This window comes from Streptomyces kunmingensis, assembly GCF_039533535.1.
Taxonomy (GTDB): domain Bacteria; phylum Actinomycetota; class Actinomycetes; order Streptomycetales; family Streptomycetaceae; genus Streptomyces; species Streptomyces kunmingensis.
This window is the reverse complement of record NZ_BAAATS010000065.1, coordinates 1-19,556: the sequence shown is the minus strand read 5'-3', so window position 1 is coordinate 19,556 and position 19,556 is coordinate 1. Positions and strand designations below refer to the sequence as shown.

Annotated in this window: 18 protein-coding genes; 7 read left to right on the top strand and 11 right to left on the bottom strand. The window is 70.8% G+C overall.

All coding sequences use genetic code 11. The annotated features are described in order from the left end of the window. Positions 1 to 39 precede the first annotated feature (39 nt). From ABD366_RS41670 to ABD366_RS41655, 4 genes are all read left to right on the top strand, one after another. Positions 40 to 801, top strand: coding sequence for a DeoR/GlpR family DNA-binding transcription regulator (locus ABD366_RS41670; RefSeq protein ID WP_324771437.1), 762 nt, complete (start codon positions 40 to 42; stop codon positions 799 to 801). Positions 802 to 911: 110 nt separating this feature from the next. Beyond that, on the top strand, positions 912 to 1,859 hold the full coding sequence (pfkB, locus tag ABD366_RS41665; protein WP_324771472.1) for a 1-phosphofructokinase: 948 nt from the start codon (positions 912 to 914) through the stop codon (positions 1,857 to 1,859). An 85-nt stretch (positions 1,860 to 1,944) separates the two neighbouring features. Further along, positions 1,945 to 4,053, top strand: a complete 2,109-nt coding sequence (locus tag ABD366_RS41660; protein WP_324771436.1) for a PTS fructose transporter subunit IIABC — start codon at positions 1,945 to 1,947, stop codon at positions 4,051 to 4,053. An 86-nt stretch (positions 4,054 to 4,139) separates the two neighbouring features. Beyond that, complete coding sequence (locus ABD366_RS41655) at positions 4,140 to 4,391, top strand: hypothetical protein (protein WP_324771435.1); 252 nt, start codon at positions 4,140 to 4,142, stop codon at positions 4,389 to 4,391. Positions 4,392 to 4,508: 117 nt separating this feature from the next. Here ABD366_RS41655 and ABD366_RS41650 read toward each other — a convergent pair whose 3' ends face one another. The 4 genes from ABD366_RS41650 to ABD366_RS41635 form a co-directional block, all read right to left on the bottom strand. After that, complete coding sequence (locus ABD366_RS41650) at positions 4,509 to 5,345, bottom strand: DUF6227 family protein (RefSeq protein ID WP_324771434.1); 837 nt, start codon at positions 5,343 to 5,345, stop codon at positions 4,509 to 4,511. A gap of 190 nt (positions 5,346 to 5,535) precedes the next feature. Continuing rightward, positions 5,536 to 6,717, bottom strand: coding sequence for a L,D-transpeptidase (locus ABD366_RS41645; RefSeq protein ID WP_324771433.1), 1,182 nt, complete (start codon positions 6,715 to 6,717; stop codon positions 5,536 to 5,538). A gap of 173 nt (positions 6,718 to 6,890) precedes the next feature. Continuing rightward, a complete protein-coding gene (locus tag ABD366_RS41640; RefSeq protein ID WP_324771432.1) occupies positions 6,891 to 8,021 on the bottom strand; it encodes a P1 family peptidase in 1,131 nt (376 codons plus the stop codon). A gap of 32 nt (positions 8,022 to 8,053) precedes the next feature. Next, on the bottom strand, positions 8,054 to 9,289 hold the full coding sequence (locus tag ABD366_RS41635) for a low temperature requirement protein A (RefSeq protein WP_324771431.1): 1,236 nt from the start codon (positions 9,287 to 9,289) through the stop codon (positions 8,054 to 8,056). A 116-nt stretch (positions 9,290 to 9,405) separates the two neighbouring features. Between ABD366_RS41635 and ABD366_RS41630 the strand changes: the two genes are divergently transcribed. Then, a complete protein-coding gene (locus tag ABD366_RS41630) occupies positions 9,406 to 9,600 on the top strand; it encodes a hypothetical protein (protein ID WP_324771430.1) in 195 nt (64 codons plus the stop codon). Between the two features lie 52 nt (positions 9,601 to 9,652). Here the strand turns inward: ABD366_RS41630 and mscL are convergent, their stop codons facing one another. The 6 genes from mscL to ABD366_RS41600 form a co-directional block, all read right to left on the bottom strand. Next, on the bottom strand, positions 9,653 to 10,114 hold the full coding sequence (gene mscL / locus ABD366_RS41625) for a large conductance mechanosensitive channel protein MscL (RefSeq protein ID WP_324771471.1): 462 nt from the start codon (positions 10,112 to 10,114) through the stop codon (positions 9,653 to 9,655). Positions 10,115 to 10,267: 153 nt separating this feature from the next. Further along, positions 10,268 to 10,696: an RcpC/CpaB family pilus assembly protein gene (locus tag ABD366_RS41620; RefSeq protein WP_344443540.1), complete on the bottom strand. Its 429-nt coding sequence runs from the start codon at positions 10,694 to 10,696 to the stop codon at positions 10,268 to 10,270. 396 nt (positions 10,697 to 11,092) lie between these two features. Further along, positions 11,093 to 11,947: an S-methyl-5'-thioadenosine phosphorylase gene (locus ABD366_RS41615; protein ID WP_324770008.1), complete on the bottom strand. Its 855-nt coding sequence runs from the start codon at positions 11,945 to 11,947 to the stop codon at positions 11,093 to 11,095. An 88-nt stretch (positions 11,948 to 12,035) separates the two neighbouring features. Beyond that, the gene (locus ABD366_RS41610; protein WP_324770007.1) at positions 12,036 to 12,389 is read right to left on the bottom strand and encodes an FmdB family zinc ribbon protein; all 354 of its coding nucleotides are present in this window, start codon (positions 12,387 to 12,389) and stop codon (positions 12,036 to 12,038) included. A gap of 69 nt (positions 12,390 to 12,458) precedes the next feature. Continuing rightward, positions 12,459 to 13,871 carry an MFS transporter gene (locus tag ABD366_RS41605; protein WP_411293729.1) on the bottom strand — a complete coding sequence of 471 codons (1,413 nt, stop codon included), beginning with the start codon at positions 13,869 to 13,871 and terminating at the stop codon, positions 12,459 to 12,461. Between the two features lie 172 nt (positions 13,872 to 14,043). Further along, positions 14,044 to 15,510 carry a potassium/proton antiporter gene (locus ABD366_RS41600; RefSeq protein ID WP_324770004.1) on the bottom strand — a complete coding sequence of 489 codons (1,467 nt, stop codon included), beginning with the start codon at positions 15,508 to 15,510 and terminating at the stop codon, positions 14,044 to 14,046. Between the two features lie 243 nt (positions 15,511 to 15,753). On the opposite strand from ABD366_RS41600, the gene ABD366_RS41595 reads away from it, so the two are divergent. Next, positions 15,754 to 18,513 carry a penicillin acylase family protein gene (locus ABD366_RS41595; RefSeq protein ID WP_324770003.1) on the top strand — a complete coding sequence of 920 codons (2,760 nt, stop codon included), beginning with the start codon at positions 15,754 to 15,756 and terminating at the stop codon, positions 18,511 to 18,513. Between the two features lie 61 nt (positions 18,514 to 18,574). On the opposite strand, the gene ABD366_RS41590 is transcribed toward ABD366_RS41595, so the two are convergent. Next, a complete protein-coding gene (locus ABD366_RS41590; protein ID WP_324771126.1) occupies positions 18,575 to 19,198 on the bottom strand; it encodes a 5-formyltetrahydrofolate cyclo-ligase in 624 nt (207 codons plus the stop codon). 94 nt (positions 19,199 to 19,292) lie between these two features. Between ABD366_RS41590 and ABD366_RS41585 the strand changes: the two genes are divergently transcribed. Next, positions 19,293 to 19,556, top strand: a 264-nt coding sequence (locus ABD366_RS41585; RefSeq protein WP_344443537.1) for a sugar phosphate nucleotidyltransferase, incomplete at its 3' end; no start/stop codon positions are given.

Genomic DNA, 19,556 nt, shown 5'->3' with positions numbered 1-19,556 from the left:
TTCGGGCATACGCAGAGACGAAGGCACAGGTAAACGGGCATGTACGCACCGGAGCGCCAGCAGGAGATCCTCCGCCTCGCCCGCGACGGCGGCCGGGTCGACGTGCTGTCGCTCGCCGAGGTGTTCCAGGTGACCGCCGAGACCATCCGGCGTGACCTGAAGGCCCTGGACCGGGCCGGTCTCGTACGCCGGGTGCACGGCGGCGCCATCCCGGCGGGGCGGCTCGACTTCGAGCCCGACCTCGCCGAGCGCGAAGGCACCGCCGCCGACGAGAAGGACCGCATCGCCCGCGCCGCGCTCGCCGAGCTGCCGGCCGAGGGCAGCGTGATCCTGGACGCCGGTTCGACGGTGGCCCGCCTTGCCGCGGCCCTGCCGCTGGAGTGCGAGCTCACCGCGGTGACCCACTCGCTGCCCACCGCGGCCCGCCTCGCCGACCACCCCGGCCTCCAGCTCCACCTCATCGGCGGCCGGGTCCGCCACCGCACCCGCGCCGCCGTCGACGCCTGGGCGCTGCGCGCCTACGGCGAGATCCGCGCGGACGTCGCCTTCGTCGCGGCCAACGGGTTCTCCGCCGAAGCCGGACTGACCACCCCCGACCTCGCCGAGGCCTCCGTGAAGCGCGCGGCCGTCGCCGCGGCCCGCAGGGTCGTCCTGCTAGCCGACTCCGGCAAGTACGGCCAGGAGCACTTCGCCCGGTTCGGCGCCCTCACCGACGTCGACCTGCTCATCACGGACACCGGCCTCGCCCCCGAGCACGCCGCCGCGATCGAGGCGGGCGGCACGGAGGTGATCCGCGCATGACCCCCGGCCCAACCAGCTCTGCTGGCCCCTCCGACACCTCTGACACCGCCGACACCACCGGCACCACCGGCACCACCTGTACGGACCCCACGAAAGCGGCGACCCGCGGCATGATCCTCACCGTCACCCCCAACCCCTCCCTCGACCGCACCTACGAGGTCCCCGGCCTCGACCGAGGCGAGATCGTGCGCGCGTCCGGCGAACGCATGGACCCGGGCGGCAAGGGCGTCAACGTCTCGCGGGCCGTCGCCGCCGCCGGCGCCCCCACCCTGGCCGTGCTGCCGCTGGGCGGCGCCCCCGGCGCCCTGGTCGCCGAACTCCTGGCCGGCCAGGGCATCACGGTCGCCCCGGTCCCCGTCGCGGGCAAGACCCGGTCGAACATCGCGCTCGCCGAACCCGACGGCACCCTCACGAAGATCAACGCCCCGGGCCCCGAACTCAGCGCCGACGAGGCCGAGTCGCTGCTCTCCGTCGTCGGCGAACGGTCGGCGGGCGCCGACTGGATCGCCTGCTGCGGCAGCCTCCCGCGCGGCCTCGCGCCGTCCTGGTACGCCGAGTTGGTGGCCCGGGCGCACGACGCGGGCGCCCGGATCGCCCTCGACACCTCCGGTCCCGCACTCCTTGCGGCCCTGCGCGAGCGCCCCGACGTGGTGAAGCCGAACGCCGAGGAGCTCGCCGAAGCCGTCGGCCGCCCGCTCGCCACCGTCGGCGACGCGGTCAAGGCGGCCGAGGAGCTACGGGAGTTGGGGGCGGCCGCGGTCCTCGCCTCGCTCGGCGCGGACGGGCAGCTCCTCGTCGACGCCACGGGCGCCTGGTACGCGAGCGCCCCGGTGACTGTCGTACGGAGCAACGTGGGCGCGGGCGACTCCTCCCTGGCCGGCTTCCTGATCGCGGGCGGTGAGGGACCGGGGGCGCTGGCGTCGGCGGTCGCCCACGGCGCGGCCGCGGTGCAGCTGCCGGGCAGTGCGATGCCGACCCCGGCGGACCTGGACCCGGACGCGGTGACGCTCGCCGCGCAGGTGCCGCTCGACCGCCCTCTCGAGGAACCGGTGACGTGATGAACAGCCCCGCCCCGACGGGAAGCGCCCAGCAACCGCGCAGGCGCAGCAGGAACAGCCGGCACACCACGCAAAGGAGCCCGCGATGACGGAGATGATCACCGCGGAACTGGTCGACCTCGACCTGTCCGCCCAGACCAAGGACGAGGCCGCCCGCTCCCTGGCGGAGCGCATGGTGGCCCGGGGCCGGGTCACCGACCTCGACGGCTTCCTCGCCGACGTCGCCGCCCGGGAGGCCCAGATGCCGACCGGCCTCGACGGCGGCATCGGCATCCCGCACTGCCGCAGCGCGCACGTCACCGAGCCCACCCTCGCGTTCGGCCGCGCGGCGCACGGCATCGACTTCGGCGCCCCGGACGGCCCCGCCGACCTGATCTTCCTGATCGCGGCCCCGGCGGGCGCGGACGACGCCCACCTCTCGATCCTCTCCTCCCTCGCCCGCCAGTTGATGGACGAGGACTTCAAGGCGGCCCTGCGCGCGGCGACCGACGCCCAACACACAGCGGCCCTGATCCGCGGCGACGCCCCGGCCCCGGAACCCGTAGAGGCGGAGCCCGTGGAGCCGGAACCTGTGGAGCCGGAACCCGTGGAGCCGGAACTCGTGGGGCCGGAACCCGTGGAGCCGGAACTCGTGGGGCCGGAGCCCGTGGAGTCGGGGGAGGCGGTCGCGCCCGCGGCGAGCAGGGTCTTCAAGATCGTCGCAGTCACCTCCTGCCCCACGGGCATCGCCCACACCTACATGGCGGCCGAGTCCCTGGAGAACACCGCCCGCGCCACCGACGGCGTCGAGCTGGTGGTGGAGACACAGGGCTCCGCGGGCTTCACCCGCCTCGCGCCGGAGGTGATCGCCGCCGCGGACGGCGTGATCTTCGCCCACGACGTGCCGGTCCGCGAGAAGGACCGTTTCGCCGGGAAGCCCACGGTCGACGTCGGCGTGAAGGCCGGCATCAACCGCCCCGCCGCACTCATCACGGAGGTCCGCGACAAGGCGGCCCGCGGCGAGACGACCGCCGCCCCCGGCGCGGACGCGTCATCCACACCTGTGGACAACTCCGGTGAATCAGCGGAGGGTTACGGCACAAAGCTGCGCAAGTGGCTGATGTCGGGCGTCAGTTACATGGTGCCGTTCGTGGCCGCCGGTGGTCTGCTCATCGCGCTCGGCTTCGCCATCGGCGGCTACGAGGTCGCGGACGTCAAGGTCGAGACCCTCCTCAACAGCTTCGACTGGTCCTCCACGACCAGCTGGGCCGCGCTGCTCTTCTACACCGGCCAGGCGGCGTTCGCCTTCCTCGTCCCGGTCCTCGCCGGCTATATCGCGTACGGCATGGCGGACCGGCCGGGTCTCGTACCGGGCTTCGTCGGCGGCTCGATCGCGCTCACCGTCAACGCGGGTTTCCTCGGCGGTCTCGCCGCCGGACTCATCGCGGGCGGCGTCGTCATGGCGATCCAGAAGGTGAACGTGCCGGCCGTGCTGCGCGGCATCATGCCGGTCGTCGTGATCCCGCTGCTCTCCTCGATCGCCGTCGGCTTCCTGATGTTCGTGGTGATCGGCAAGCCGATCGCCAACCTCCAGAGCGCCCTGACGGACTGGCTCAACAGCCTCTCCGGCGCCAACGCGATCTTCCTCGGCGTGATCCTCGGCCTGATGATGTGCTTCGACCTGGGCGGCCCGCTCAACAAATGTGCCTACGCCTTCGCGGTCGGCGGCCTCGCCAACCCCACCGACGGTTCGCTGAAGGTCATGGCCGCCGTGATGGCCGCGGGCATGGTGCCGCCGCTGGCCATGGCGCTCGCCACCACCGTGCGCGGCCGGCTCTTCACGAAGACCGAGCGGGAGAACGGCAAGGCCGCGTGGGTGCTCGGGGCGTCCTTCATCACCGAAGGCGCGATCCCGTTCGCCGCGGCCGACCCGCTGCGCGTCATCCCCGCCTCCATGGCGGGCGGCGCGGTCACCGGCGCCCTGTCGATGGCCTTCGGCTGCACGCTGCGCGCCCCGCACGGTGGCATCTTCGTGGTCCCGCTGATCGGCAACGCGTTCCTCTACCTGCTCGCGATCGCCGCCGGAGTCTGCGTATCGGCCGCCCTGGTCGTCGTACTGAAGGGCATGCGCAAGGTTCCGTCGGAGTCGGCGGCCGGCGCCGACGGGGCGCAGTCGGGCGCGGCCACCGGGTCGAAGGTTCCGGCCGCCGTGTGAGGGCCCTGTGACCGGAACTGTCCGGTCCTGCGAGATACGTCACGGTCCGGGACCAAAAGCCCGGACCGTGGTGTTCACTGGACCGCATGCCTGAGCACGTGTCGTTCCTGCAGCAGATAGGCCTGGCGATTCTCGCGGTCGCCACCGTGGCATGGGTGGTCGGTCTGATCCGGCTGGTGCGCGTCGTCGCTTTCCCGCCGCCCCGGCAGCCGACGCGGTCGCTGCCGCTGGGCGCGCTGCCGGGCCAGTCGCGGGCCCCGGCCCTGGAGTCGGTCCCGCTGACGGCCGACGAACAGGACGCGTTCGCCGGTCTGGTACGTCAGTTCAGCCGCCGCTGAGGCGGTCGCTCAAGCCGTTGCTGAGGCGGTTGTTTCAGCCGTTGCGGAGGCGGTCGTTTCCGCCGTAGCCGAGGCGTGGCGACGGTGGGGCTCCCGCGCAGCTCTCCCGCTGAGAACTCAGGCGCTGGTGCGGCGCGATGCCGCCCGGTGTTCGATCGCCTCGCGCGCGGCGTCCTGCGTCGCGTACACCTCGCACATGTGCCGGCCGTCCGGTGTCACCGTGTGCTCGACCTCCCACAGGCTGATCTCGCCCCCGTCGCGCAGCAGGAACGCGTGCTCGTACAGAGCGAACCCCTGGCTGACGCGGCGGCCGAACGCCTGCGTGATCTGGTGCGCGCACGCCTCCCGCAGCAGCCTCGCCGTGCCCGGACCGGGGCGCGTCGCCGCGTCCGGGTTCTCCGCGCGGCGTAACAGCCGGCGCGCGTGGTCCACGGAGCTGTCCGGGTCGGCGGGGCCGAACCGGCGTCGCTCCGCAGGGACCGCCGGCAGCAGCACCGAGGCGAGGGGCGCCTGGAGATCGAAGTCCGGTGTGGCTTCCGGAGGCAGCGGCAGCCGGCCCGTCGCGAGGTGCAGCTCTTCCTCGGTGACGTAGACCTCGTGCTGCTCGCTTCGGTCCCGGCCGGTGTTGTGGACCAGCTCCCACAGGGTGAGCGCGCTGCCGTCGGCGAGCAGCCAGGTGTGCCGGTACGTCTCGCGGTGCCGCCCCGCGCTGTGGTGCGCCGAGTGCAGGGAGCCGGAGTACGCGAGCGCGCTCTCGAGCCGGTGCAACGTCTCGTCGGGCAGTTCGAAGGAGTTGAGCGCGCGGCCCAGGAGGTGGGCGAGGTGCTCGTCGGGTGATGCGGGGGCCGTGGGTGACGCGGCCGATGGGGTCGGAGCGGACGACGTTGACGACGTGGACGGGGTGGACGACGCGGACGAGGCGGCGTCGAATTCGTAGTCGTGTGGAACGCTCAAGGCACCTCCCGGCATTGCTGCATGTCACCTTGTGGGTGCATACCGTAGCCCCTGTGCCCGACATCATGTCCGTGAAATCGCAAACGGGGAACGGGATTTGGGAAACCTGTCCTGACAACGCCTGAGCCGCGCGGGAGGTTCCCGCGCGGCCCGTGCTGTTCTGCCCTGGTGAGGGGCCTGGTGGAAGGGGTCAGGCAGCGCTGTCCGCCGTCCACTGACTCCAGCTGAGGTTCCAGCCGTTGAGGCCGTTGTCGGGGGCGATCGTCTTGTCCGGGGAGTTCTTCATGGTCACGACGTCACCGATGAGCGAGTTGTCGTAGAACCACTTGGCGGTCGTGTCGCCGCCCGCGCCCTGGACGTCGCGCATGCCGACGCAGCCGTGGCTGGTGCCCTGGGCGCCGAAGATGCCCGGCGAGCTCCAGTAGTTGCCGTGGATGAACGTCCCGGACTGCGACAGACGCATCGCGTGCGGCACGTCCGGGATGTCGTACTCGCCGCCGAAGCCGACCGTCGAGCCGTTCATCCGCGTCTGCACGAACTTCTCGGAGATCACCATCTGGCCGTTGTACGTGGGGTGTGAGGGGCTGCCCGTGGAGACCGGGACGGTCTTGATGGTCTGCCCGTCGCGCACGACCGTCATCTGCTGGGTGTTCGCGTCGACCGTGGAGATCTGCTTGCGGCCGACGGTGAACGTGACCGTCCTGTCCTGCACGCCGTGGATGCCTTTCGCCCCTTCGACACCGTCGAGGGCGATCTTCATCGTGACCTTGGAACCGGCCTTCCAGTAGTCCTCGGGCCGGAAGTCCAGGCGCTGGGCGCCGAACCAGTGGCCGACGACCTGCTGACCGCTGCTGGACGAGACCGTGATGTGCGACTGCACGGCCTTCTTGTCGGTGATCGCCTTGTCGAACGTGAACGACACCGGCATTCCGACCCCGACCGTCGAACCGTTGTCCGGCGTGTACGTGCCGATGAAGCTGTTCGCGTTCGACACCGTCGTGAAGATCGAGTTGGCGGCGGCCGTGTGCCCGTCCGCGTCCTTGGCGGTCGCGGAGAGCCGGTACTTGGTGCCGCGCTCCAACTGCTCCTTCGGCTTCCAGGTCGCACCGCCCGCGGCGATCGTGCCCGCGACCTGCTTGCCGGTCGCGGACTCCGTCATCTTGACGTCGGTGAGCTTGCCGTCGCTGACCTTGACCCCCGTCGCGTTGATGGACGCGCCGGTGGAACCGTCCTTGGCGGAGATCGTGATCTGCGGCGCGTCCTGCGCGCCGTCCTTGTCGTCGTCAGCGGTGGCGTTGCCGCCGCAGGCCGTGAGGGTGAGGGCACCGATGACAAGAGTGGCGCACGCGACAGCTATGTTCTGCCTTCTCACGGTCTGCTCCTTCTGGGATGTTGTGGTGGGTTCATCCGGTACAGGAAGAGAGTCCGAGAGGGCTGGAGGGGTTCCTTCCGCTTGCTGTGAACGGGGACACAGGGACCGTTCTGTTACGCAGGTGAAGACGTTGTTACGCAGTGGCTTTCACGAGTGGCTGTCACGAGTAGCTTTCACGAGTGGCCGTCACGAGTAGCTGTCATGCGACGGGGCGTGGTCTGCCGGGGGCCGTAGAGGTCGCTGTAGGAGAGGTACGTGCCGCCGGGTCCGTGCACCGACTCCGCCGCACGCACGGCCCGCACGATCGCGCGCGTCACCAAGTCGGCGCCGGCGGCCAGGATCTCGTTGAGGGCGAGCGGATCGGTGGCATCGAGCGGACGGGCCCCGGTGGCGAGGGCGAAGACCGTGTCGCCGTCGTTCAGCAGATGCACGGGGCGCACGGCGCGCGCGATGCCGTCGTGCGCGGTACCCGCGACCTTCTGCGCCTGCGCCCGACTGAGATCGGCATCGGTGGCGACGACGGCGAGGGTGGTGTTGAGCGGCGGCTGCGGAGGCGCGGGCGAGGGTCTGGCGGGCTCCGACAGCGGCGCCGGGCCGTTCGTGGCCTCGGCGTCTGCGATGCGCTTGGCGGCCGCTTCGTGGGACGCGGGGGAGGGGTACGTCACCGGGCCGCGCCCCTCGAAGAACTCCCCGTACAGCGCCCCGGTCGCCGGGTCCAGCGCCGACCCCGCCGCGTTGGCGACCACCAGCACGCTCACCGTGATCCCCGAGCCGAGCACGGCGGACGCGGTGCCGATGCCGCCGCGCAGCCGCCCCACGAGCGCCCCGGTGCCCGCGCCCACGTTGCCCTCCCGCACGGGAGAGCACGGCTGCGTCGCCGCGGCGGCCGCCACCGCGGCGCGGCCCGTGGCGGCGTCGGGACGGGCCCGCCAGTCACCGCCGCGGCCTAGGTCGAAGACGCAGGCCGCCGGCACCACGGGCACGACGTGCCCGGGCCCGCCCACCGGGACCCCGCGGCCGTGCTCCTCCAGCCAGGCCATCACCCCGGACGCCGAGTCGAGCCCGTACGCGCTCCCGCCGGTCAGCACGATCGCCTCGATGCGCTGCACCAGATTGCGCGGGTCGAGCGCGTCGGTCTCCCGGGTGCCGGGGCCGCCGCCGCGCACGTCCACGGCGGTGACGGCACCGCCCTCGGGGGCGAGTACGACGGTGGTGCCGGTCAGGTGGCCGTCATCGGTGCGGGTCGCGTGCCCCACCCGCACTCCCGCGACATCGGTCAGGGCATCGTGGTGCGTCGTCGTCATGTGCCATGCGTACCACGCCAGTTGCGGGCCGGTTACGCCTGCTCGGGCCGGGTCTCTCGCGCGCTCCTGGCCGACAACGTCACCCCTGCCGCCACCGTGAGCGCCGCCACGATCCCCGCCGCGAACACCGCCCAGTGCCCGGCGAACGTACAGGCCAGCACCAGCACCGCGCCCACCGGCAGCGTCAGTTGCTGCGCCGTCCCCACCTTGAAGTACCGCGCGTGCAGCGCCCACACCGTCAGCAGGAACAACGCCGAGGGGATCGTCACGGCCGCGGACGCCGCCGTCGTCGAGAGGTGCGCCTTGCCGACCGCCTGCTCCACGGCGACCTCGAGGCCGGCGCCGATCGCCGCCGCCGACGCGAAGACCAGGTAGTGGCCGTAGCCCCACAGGAACGCCTGCCGGCTGGTCCGCAGCCGCTCGTGGATCGGCACCGCGAAGTAGATCCACCACGCCGCGAACACGATGAGGACACCGCCGGCCGCGATCGGCAGCAGCTCGCCGAGCGCGTCGTTCTCCTCCACACCGGACTTCACCGCGACCGTCGCCGCCGCGATCGTCTCGCCGAGCACGATGATCGTGAACAGGCCGTACCGCTCGGAGATGTGGTGCGGGTGCCACGCCGTCTGCCGGTTCCTCTCCGCGTACACCGGCACGCACAGCTCGAGGAGTGCCATGGCCAGGAACACCCAGTTCACCGCGCCGGCCGGGGCGAACATCAGCCCGAGCCAGCCGACCTGGCACAGCAGCACCCCGCCCGCGTACCGGAGCGCGACGGTCCGCTCGGCGCCGCTCGTCGACCTCGCCACACGCAGCCAGTGCGCCACCATGCCGAGCCGGATGATCAGGTAGCCGAGCACGACCACCGTGAAATCGCCGGAGAAGGCACGGGAAACTCCGGCCGCGAGCACCAGCACACCCGCGATCTGGATGAGCGTGACGACCCGGTAGATCACATCGTCGTTGTCGTACGCCGAGGCGAACCAGGTGAAGTTCATCCACGCCCACCAGATGGCGAAGAAGACCCGGGCGTAGTCGATCACGCCGGTGCCGGTGTGTCCCTCGGCGACCGCGTGCACCAGCTCCACGCCACCCTGCGCCACCGCCACGACGAAGCAGAGGTCGAAGAACAGCTCGAGCGACGACGCGACGCGATGCTTCTCGTCCCGCCCTCTCTCTTTCAGCCGGCGTACAGGGGAGAGGTGGGGCGAGGCGTGCTGCGCGGGGTCCGGGCCGGGCGCGGCATGAGGGACTGGAGAGGACGTCATGAGCAAAGGACAGCAGATCAGGTGGTGCGGTGCGCGAACCACCCCGGCCGGACCGGTGGAGCGGGTCCGCCCCCACCACGAGAAGCGGGTCCGCCTCCGCGACGTACCCTGGATTCATGAGTACCGCCCCCGAGCGTCCCGAGCGCCCTGAGCCGCGCGATCCGAAAGCCGCGCTGATCTTCGACGATCCGCTGACGGCACAGTCCGCCGACGACACGGACCGCGGCTGGGGCGAGCGCCCCGCGGCCGGCGACAACAGCGCCGCCGACCTGGCCCGCTTCCTCGACGAAAAGCCTCCCCACCACCTGTGAAGCGCCGCCGCGACATGTCCGGCCCGAGCCGCGACGTGACCGACGACAGGCCCTAGGCCTCGGTGGAACCCGATCCGCCGCGCTGCGGCACGAGCGCGTCGCGGATCTCCTTCAGGACCTCCAGCTCGGAGACCTCGGTGATCTCCTGGGCGCCTTCCCTCGCCGCCTTGCGCGCGGCCTGCGCGGCCAGGTACTTGGCCATCGGCAGCACCATCAGGAAGTAGACGACCGCGGCCGTGATGACGAAGCCGAGCACCGCGCTGAGGACCGAACCCCACAGGATCTCGATGCCCTCGTCGGCGGTGCACGGGCCCTTCAGGCAGGACTTGTAGCCCTCCAGATCCTTGGTGCCGAAGGCGCCCACGATCGGGTTGATGACCCCCTTCACCACCGCGTTCACGACGTTGGTGAACGCGGCGCCGATGACGACGGCGACCGCCAGGTCGATCACATTGCCGCGCATCAGGAAGGCTTTGAAGCCCTCCCACAGACTCAGATCCTTCTTCTCGCTCACCAGGAGGCCTTTCTTCACGTGCACAGGATGCGGAGCAAACGACTTCGCAACCTACGACAGCGCGGGTCAGACCTGTCCAATTCGGTAACTCGATCGAGGGACTTGACGCGATGGCCGTCATCGCGGCCGTCACCACGGCCTTCACCGCCGCGTTCACCACAGGGTCACCGCCAGCCGAGAGGTGGCACCGGCGCCCGCGAGCCGCACGGCCGTGGCACGCCCCACCGACAGCACCACCAACGACCCGCCGCCCGCCATCGGTTCACCTGGCCGGCCCGCCGCCGCATTCTCCTCAGGTACGGAACTCTCCTCGGGTACGGACGCCACCCGCGCTCCCGACGCGAGGACCCGCACCCCCGGCCCGCCGTCCGCACGCGCCGCCACCACGTCCACCCGGTCGCCCGGCCGCAGCAGCCGCACCGCCCCCGCGTCCGCGATCCGCACCGGCGCCGACACCGACACGGCGGGGCCGCGCGCCCGCTCCCCGGGCGGCGCCTGCGCCCTCTCGTGGCTTTCGCCCGCGTCGGACGACGGCACCGCGGCCGCCAGCGCCACCGCGGTCAGGGCCAGGCCCGCGGCCACGGCCGGCGCGCGCCGACGGCGCCCCGCACGCCCGGGCCGCCATCGCGGACCGCGTACACGTACGGGAGGGAAAGAGGGCACCTCGGACGTCGGGGGAGTACTGAGCTGGGCCGGGGGAGTCGTGGAGGACAAAGCCGTCACCGCCTGCGGGTCGCGTGGGTCGAGAGGGTCGAACCGGTCGAGTGGATCGAGCCGGAGCGGACGGGCATCGCACCCGTCTCGCCGACCACGATCCGCCGTTCCCTCGGATCCCGCTGAACCCCGTGCACTACCCGGGGGTTGTGGACAACCCCCTCACCCGAAGGCGCCGCGTCACGCTTCGGAACCCCGGATCACCGCGTCACGCTCCGCAACCCCGGATCACCGCATCGCGCTCCGCAACCCCGGATCACCCCGTCACGGCATCCGGAACCCCGGATCCATCCCACCCAGCGCCCCCGCACACAGACAGTCCCGCTCCTCGCCGCTCGGCAGCCCCGCGACCGCGTCGAACAGCACCGTCCGCAGCCGGCCCACATTGGCCGCGAACACCTCGAGCACCTCGTCGTGGGAGACGCCCTCGCCGCTCTCGGCGCCCGCGTCGAGATCCGTGACGAGGGTCATCGACGTGTAGCAGAGCTCCAGCTCACGGGCGAGCATCGCCTCCGGGTGCCCGGTCATGCCCACCACGGACCAGCCCATCGCGGCGTGCCAGCGCGATTCGGCGCGGGTCGAGAACCGCGGGCCCTCGACCACCACGAGGGTGCCGCCGTCCACCGGCTCCCAGTCCTTGCCGCGCGCCGCCTTCACGGCGGCCTTGCGTCCCACGGGGCAGTACGGGTCAGCGGGCGAGACGTGCACGACGTTCGGCACGGTGCCGTCCGGCAGCGGCAGCCCGTCGAAGTAGGTCTGCGCCCGGGACTTCGTACGGTCCACGAACTGGTCCGGCACCAGCAGCGTCCCCGGCCCGAACTCCGGCCGGAGCCCGCCGACCGCGCACGGCCCGAGGACCTGGCGAACGCCCACCGAGCGCAGCGCCCACAGATTGGCGCGGTAGTTGATGCGGTGCGGCGGCAGATGGTGGCCGCGCCCGTGCCGCGGCAGGAAGGCGACCCGGCGCCCGGCGACCTCGCCCAGGAAGAGCGAGTCGCTCGGCGGGCCGTAGGGGGTGTCCACCTGGACCTCGGTCACGTCGTCGAGGAACGAGTAGAAGCCGGAGCCGCCGATCACACCGATCTCGGCGTCGGGACGTGTGTTCGCATTGGTCGCCATGGTCAGCACAGTAACCAAGGGCGGGAACGCCGAAGACCCCGCCGTCGGAAACGGCAGGGTCTGGTGAGGCGTCTCGTGGAGGTCGCGCCTAGGCGGCGGACGACGAGCTGGAAGAGCTGGAGGCGCTGCTCGAACCGGTCGAGCCGGACGACGCGGAGGAGCCGGCCGAGCTCGACTTCGAGTCCGAGGACGACTTCGTGTCCGACGACTTCGACTCGGAGGCCGACTTCGTGGACGACGGCGCCGGGCTGCTGCTCGACGAGGAGCCACGGCTGTCGTTGCGGTAGAAGCCCGAGCCCTTGAAGACGATGCCGACAGCCGAGAAAACCTTCTTCAGGCGGCCACCGCAGTTGGGGCACTCGGTGAGGGCGTCGTCGGTGAACTTCTGCACCGCCTCGAGGCCTTCGCCGCACTCGGTGCACTGGTACTGGTAAGTCGGCACTGTGTCTTCCTCCTGGCACTCTCACTCGATGAGTGCTAACGACGATCCATAGTGACGTATTCCGCGAGATCAGTCCACTGCCACCGGCACTCGGTGATCCACGCCACGTGCCACGGTGCGTCCGGAGGACGGCGGCACGAGCCGCGAGCGCAGCAGGTACATGACCGCGAGGGCGAGCACGGTGCCGCCCATCGGGACCAGGAATCCGGCGCCGTCCCAGAAGCGGTCCTCCAGCTGTCCGGCCACCGTCACGGCGACCGCCTGGCCGAGCGCGACCGCGCCGGTCAGCCAGGTGAAGGCCTCGGTGCGGGAGCTCGCGGGGACGATCGTCTCGACGAGGGTGTAGCCGGTGATCAGGGCGGGTGCGATGCAGACACCGACCAGCAGGCCGAGCCCGGCGAGCAGCAGTACTGACTGTGCCGCCCACAGGCCGGACGCGGTCAGTGCGAGCGCCGTGTAACCGACGAGCAGGCGGCGCTGCGGAGCGATCTTCCAGGCGATGGCGCCGCAGACGATGCCCGAGAGCATGTTGCCCGCGGCGAAGGTCCCGTACAGGACGCCGTTGAGGCCGGGTTCGCCGATCGCCTCGGTGTAGGCGGCGAGCGAGACCTGCATGCCGCCGAAGACGGAGCCGATGCCGAGGAACGTCACGATCAGCACCCGTACGCCGGGGACGCGGAGCGCGGAGACGTGCTCCACGCGCGCGTGCCCGGCGCCGGAGCCGGCCGTCGGGGTGGGCTGTGTGCCCTTCTGGGCGGCGAACAGCAGGCCGCCGACCAGGGTCAGCGCGGCCTCCGTGATGAGCCCGGCAGCCGGGTTCACGCCGGTGCACAGCGCGGTCGCGAACAGTGGGCCGAGCACGAACGTGAACTCGTCCGTGACCGACTCGAAGGCCGCCGCGGTCTGCATCAGGGGCGATCCCTGGAGCCTGACGCCCCAGCGGGCGCGCACCATGGGCCCGACCTGGGGCGTGGAGGCGCCTGTGGGGACCGCCGCGAGGAACAGGGTCCAGGTGGGCGCCCCGGACAGGGCCAGCGCGGTCAGCGCCAGCCCTGCGGCGCTGTGCACGAGGACGCCGGGCAGCAGGACGGCCCGCTGGCCGAAGCGGTCGGCCAGCTTGCCGCCGTAGGGCGCGAACAGCGCCATGGAGACGCCGGTCGTCGCGGAGACGGCACCGGCGGTCCCGTAGGAGCCGGAGGTGTGCTGGACGAGCAGCACGATGGAGATGGTCAGCATCGCGAACGGCTGGCGTGCCGCGAAGCCGGGGAGCAGGAACGTCCAGGCCCCGCGGGTGCGCAGCAGCTGTCCGTAACCCGGGCGCGCGTCGGAGGTGCCGTCCGGGCGGGTGCCGGGGGCGTCGTCCGGTCGTGCGTCGGGGGTGCCGGGAACCGTGGCCTTCTGTGGCACGGCCCTCGCCTTTCTGCCGCCTGGTAGCCCGGTGGACCCCTGGTCGAGGGGCACCGGGCCGAGAGCCGTCCTCATGTGCGCCGGGAACCGAGTGATACCTGCGGTCCGCGCCAGGAGAGGCCCTGGGCCAAGCGGTTCCGCCCTTTCGAGGGGGCGTGCCGCAAGGGGACCGCGGCCGCTTTGCGGTCGCGCCGGCTCTACGTCAGGCAGAGTCGGTGGTTCGTGAATCTAGGTCTACCCGACCATGTTAACGGTCGGTTTCGCCCCCTGTGCCCAGCCAGCCGGCGAGCTTGCCGCCGTGCGCGACGGCCCGCAGGCGTGCCTCCGCCGCGTCGCGCACCGGGTCGGTGGCGACGACCAGGAGTTCGTCGCCGCGGCGCAGCACGGTGGTGGGCGCGGGCACGAAGGACGTCCCGTCGCGTACGACGAGGGTGACGGCGGCGCCCTTGGGCAGCCTGAGCTCGCCGACCTCGACGCCGTGCATACGGGAGCCCTCCGGGACGGACACGGACAGCAGGTGCCCGCGCAGCCGCTCCAGGGGCGCGGACTCGATGCCGAGGTCGGCGGCCTCGGAGGAGCCCAGCCGCAGCTTCCTGGCGAGCCAGGGCAGGGTGGGCCCCTGGATGAGGGTGTAGACGACGACCAGCACGAAGACGATGTTGAAGATGCGGCGGCTGCCCGCGACGCCGGTCACCATCGGGATGGTCGCCAGGATGATGGGCACCGCGCCGCGCAGGCCGGCCCAGGACATGAGGGCCTGCTCCCGCCAGGGGATCCGGAAGGGCGCCGCGCTGACGATCACCCCCAGCGGGCGGGCGATCACCGTGAGCACGAGTCCGATGAGGAGTGCGGGCACTATGTCGTCGGCCAGTTCGTGCGGGGTGACGAGCAGCCCGAGCAGCACGAACATGCCGATCTGCGCGATCCAGCCGAGCCCTTCGGCGAAGCCCCGGGTGGCGGGCCAGTGCGGCAGCTTGGCGTTGCCCATGACCATGGCGGCCAGGTAGACGGCGAGGAAGCCGCTGCCGTGGGCCATGGCGCCCGCGGCGTACGCGACGGTGGCGATGGCCATCACGGCGATCGGGTAGAGGCCGGAGGCGGGCAGCGCGACGTGCCGCAGCCCGTAGGAGCCGAGCCACCCGACCGCGAGGCCTATCGCGGCGCCGATCGCGAGTTCCAGGGCGATCTCGCCGATGAGGACGTACCAGTGCTCTACAGGGCCCGCGGCCGAGAACGCGACGACAAGGATGACGACAGGTGCGTCGTTGAAGCCGGACTCCGCTTCCAGGACGCCTGTGATGCGCGTCGGAAGCGGCACCTTACGTAGGACGGAGAAAACGGCGGCCGCGTCCGTGGAGGACACCACGGCGCCGATGATGAGGGCCTGATGCCAGTCCAGGCCGACCAGGTAGTGCGCGCCCGCCGCCGTCACGCCCACACTCACCGCGACGCCCACGAGCGACAGGACGACGGCAGCGGGAAGCGCCGGTTTGATCTCCTTCCACTTCGTGCCCAGGCCGCCTTCGGCCAGGATCACGACGAGGGCCGCGTAGCCGATGACCTGGGTCAACTCGGCGTCACTGAAGGAGACGTCGCCGATCCCGTCCTGGCCCATGGCGATGCCGATGCCGAGGTAGAGGAGCAGGCTGGGCAGCCCGCTGCGCGAGGAGATGCGCACCGCGGCGACCGCGATGAGCAGCACGAGCGCGCTCACGAGCAGGAGCTGGTTGAGGTGGTGGACAGTCAGGGGCCGGGTCCTTCCGGGAGCGAGGTACTTCGTTACCTTACCTAATCGTTAACGCTTTCTTGATGCTCAGGCCTGTGCTCGGGTCGGTGCCGGGGTTCGTGCTCGGCCCACGTGCCGGGCCCCCGCTTCCTGACTCCGCGTCCAGGCGCGCACCGCACTGCTCGTATGGTTGCTCCAGCCAGCCGCTAGCGAAGGACAGCAAGGATCGCGATGCCCTCCTCTACGAACGCCTCTGCCGGTCGCCAGTCCGGCAAGAAGAAGGGGCGCCGAGCCCGACTGCTCGTGATCGTCCTCGTGTTGGCCGTCGTCGCGGGCATCGGATACGGCGCCTACTGGGGCGTCGACAGCGTGCGCGCCTCCTTGCCGCAGACGACGGGCTCGGTCGAACTCGACGGCCTCGACGGACCTGTGCAGGTCAAACGGGACAGTTACGGGATCCCGCAGATCTACGCGTCCACGGACGAGGACCTGTTCATGGCGCAGGGATTCGTCCAGGCGCAGGACCGGTTCTACGAGATGGACGTGCGCCGTCATACGACCTCCGGGCGGCTCTCCGAGATGTTCGGCAAGGGTCAGGTCAAGACCGATGAGTTCCTGCGCACCCTGGGCTGGCACCGGGTGGCGCAGCAGGAGTACGACTCCAAGCTCTCGCCGGAGACCAAGAAGTACCTCCAGGCGTACTCCGAGGGAGTCAACTCCTACTTGGCCGGCAAGAGCGCCAAGGCGATCTCCGCGGAGTACGTGGCGCTCGGCTTCGAGAACGACTACAAGCCGCAGAAGTGGACCCCGGTCGACTCCGTGGCCTGGCTCAAGGCGATGGCCTGGGACCTGCGCGGCAACATGCAGGACGAGATCGACCGGTCCCTGATGACGAGCCGCCTCAGCGCGAAGCAGATCAAGGACCTCTACCCCGAGTACCCGTACGACCGGCACAAGCCGATCGTGCAGGAGGGTGCTTACAACAGCGTCACGCAGGAGTACGACAGCTCGGCCAGTGGCACGCAGTCGCAGACCGGCACCGCCGGGACCGCGGGTACCGGCCTGACGGGCGGCACAGAGGCCCCCAGCGGCCTCCAGAGCCAGTTGGGCGGCCTGGCCGACGTCCTGGACCAGATCCCCGATTCCGCGGGCCTGGGGCCCAACGGGAACGGCATCGGCTCCAACTCGTGGGTGGTCTCCGGCGAACACACCATCACCGGCAAGCCGCTGCTCGCCAACGACCCGCACCTGGCGCCGCAACTGCCGTCCGTCTGGTATCAGATGGGCCTGCACTGCACGAGCGTCTCGGCGAAGTGCCAGTACGACGTGACGGGTTACACCTTCGCGGGGATGCCGGGCGTGGTCATCGGCCACAACCAGGACATCTCCTGGGGCCTGACCAACTCGGGCGCCGATGTGACCGACCTCTACCTGGAGCGGTTCAACGGCGGCGGCTACCTGTACGACGACAAGACGGTGGCCTTCAAGACCCGCAAGGAAGTCATCAAGGTCGCCGGCGGCGCGTCCAAGACGATCACCGTCCGCGAGACCAACAACGGCCCGCTGCTGTCCGACCGCAACGACGAACTCGTCAAGGTCGGCAAGAAGGCCCCGGTGGGCTCCACGGCGCCGGACCGCGGCGACGGCTACGGCATCGCGCTGCGCTGGACCGCGCTCGACCCCGGCAACACCATGGACGCCGTCTTCGGGATCGACAAGGCGAAGAACTGGTCCGAGTTCCGCAAGGCGGCCGCCGACTTCCAGGTGCCCTCGCAGAACCTCACGTACGCCGACGTCGAGGGCCACATCGGCTACCAGATGCCCGGCCGGATCCCGGTCCGCGCCGAGGGCGACGACGGCTCGCTGCCCTCGCCCGGCTGGACGTCCGACTACAAGTGGACCGGCTACATCGAGCAGGCCGAGCTTCCCTACGAGTACGACCCGAAGCGCGGCTACATCGTGACCGCCAACCAGGCCGTGGTCGGCGAGGACTACCCGTACACGCTCACCACGGACTGGGGCTACGGCACCCGCAGCCAGCGGATCACCGACCTCGTCAAGTCGAAGATCGACGGCGGCGGCAAGATCTCCACCGACGACATGCGCCTGATGCAGATGGACAACAGCAGCGAGATCGCCAAGCTGCTGGTGCCCAAGCTGCTCAAGATCGACGTCAAGGACAGTTACGTCCGTGAGGCGCAGCAGCTGCTGGAGAACTGGGACTACACGCAGAACCCGGACTCGGCCGCGGCGGCGTACTTCAACTCCGTGTGGCGCAACATCCTGAAGCTCTCCTTCGGCAACAAGCTGCCCAAGGAGCTGCGGGTCGAGGGCCAGTGCCTGAGCGTCACGCCGGTCGACAACACGGGCCCGGCCGACGAGGACCGCAAGGTCCGCGAGTGCGGTGAGCGGGACGCGCACTCGGCGCAGCCGGACGGTGGCGACCGCTGGTTCGAGGTCGTGCGCAAGATCATCAACGATGAGAAGAACGACTGGTGGAAGACGCCGGGCAACCGCAACAACGACCCGACGACCACCCGTGACCAGCTCCTCAAGCGCGCCATGAAGGACGCCCGCTGGGACCTGACGGCCAAGCTCGGCAAGGACATCGACACCTGGAGCTGGGGCCGCCTGCACAAGCTGGAGCTGAAGAACCAGACCCTCGGCACCGAGGGCCCGGGCTGGCTGCAGTACGTGCTCAACCGCGGTCCCTGGAAGCTCGGCGGCGGCGAGGCGGCCGTGAACGCGACCGGCTGGAACGCGGCGGGCGGCTACGGCGTCGACTGGGTGCCGTCGATGCGCATGGTGGTCAACCTGGCCGACCTCGACAAGTCCAAGTGGATCAACCTCACGGGCGCCTCGGGCCACACCTACAGCGCCCACTACACGGATCAGACCGACAAGTGGGTCAAGGGCGAGCTGCTGCCGTGGCACTTCACGGAGAAGGCCGTCGGCGCCAACACGTCGGACACGCTGGTCCTGAAGCCGTAAGGCGGCGGTACTGAAAGGGGGCTTCCACGCGCGCGTGGAAGCCCCCTTTCGCATGCGGCGGCTACGTGAAGCGGCGCGCCCCCGAAGGCGTCACCACGGCGTGCACGGCCTTGTCGTGCGCCTCCATCGGGAGGTGCTCCACGACTTCGGCGTCGTAGAGCAGCACGACGAGGGCCGGATGCGCGCCGGCCGCTTCGAGGCGCGCGAGGACCCGGTCGTACGAGCCCCCGCCCCGGCCCAGCCGCATCCCGCGCGCGTCCACGGCCAGTCCGGGCAGCAGCACGACGTCCGCCGCCGTCACGGCGTCCGGCCCGAGCCGCTCGCCGCCCGGCTCCAACAGAGCCATCCTGCCCGGGTGTTGTACGTCGACGAGCGAGGAGGGGCCTTCGTACGTCCCCCAGTCCAGGTCGTTGTCGGGCAGCAGTACCGGCAGCAGTACGCGTGTCCCGCGCGCGCGGAGTGCGTCGAGGAGCGGCGCGGTCCCCGGCTCGCCGCCCACGGAGACGTACGCCGCGACGGTGCGGGCCTCGGCCACCTCGGGGACCTCGAAGGCCCGCTCGGCGAGAACCAGTTCCGTCTTCCGCACGTCATTCATCGGCAACGTGTTCCTCACCGCGAGGAACTTTCTGCGCAATGTGCGCTTGTCAGGGTGGGCGCCGCGAGCGTTACCCGGGTGTGGACTCATGGCCGGCTCATAGGTTTCTCCTAATGCACGCATATATGTACCAACAAAGCGGATCCACAGATTCCGCCCATTCGCGGCGGATATGGTGACGGGCATGACTGACTCGCACACCAGGATCACCAAGGCTGTCATCCCCGCCGCAGGCCTCGGCACCCGGTTCCTGCCGGCCACGAAGGCGACTCCCAAAGAGATGCTGCCGGTGGTCGACAAGCCGGCGATCCAGTACGTGGTCGAAGAAGCGGCCTCGGCGGGTCTCGACGACGTTCTCATGATCACGGGGCGGAACAAGCGCCCGCTGGAAGACCATTTCGACCGCAACTACGAGCTGGAGTCCGCCCTCCAGAAGAAGGGCGACGCC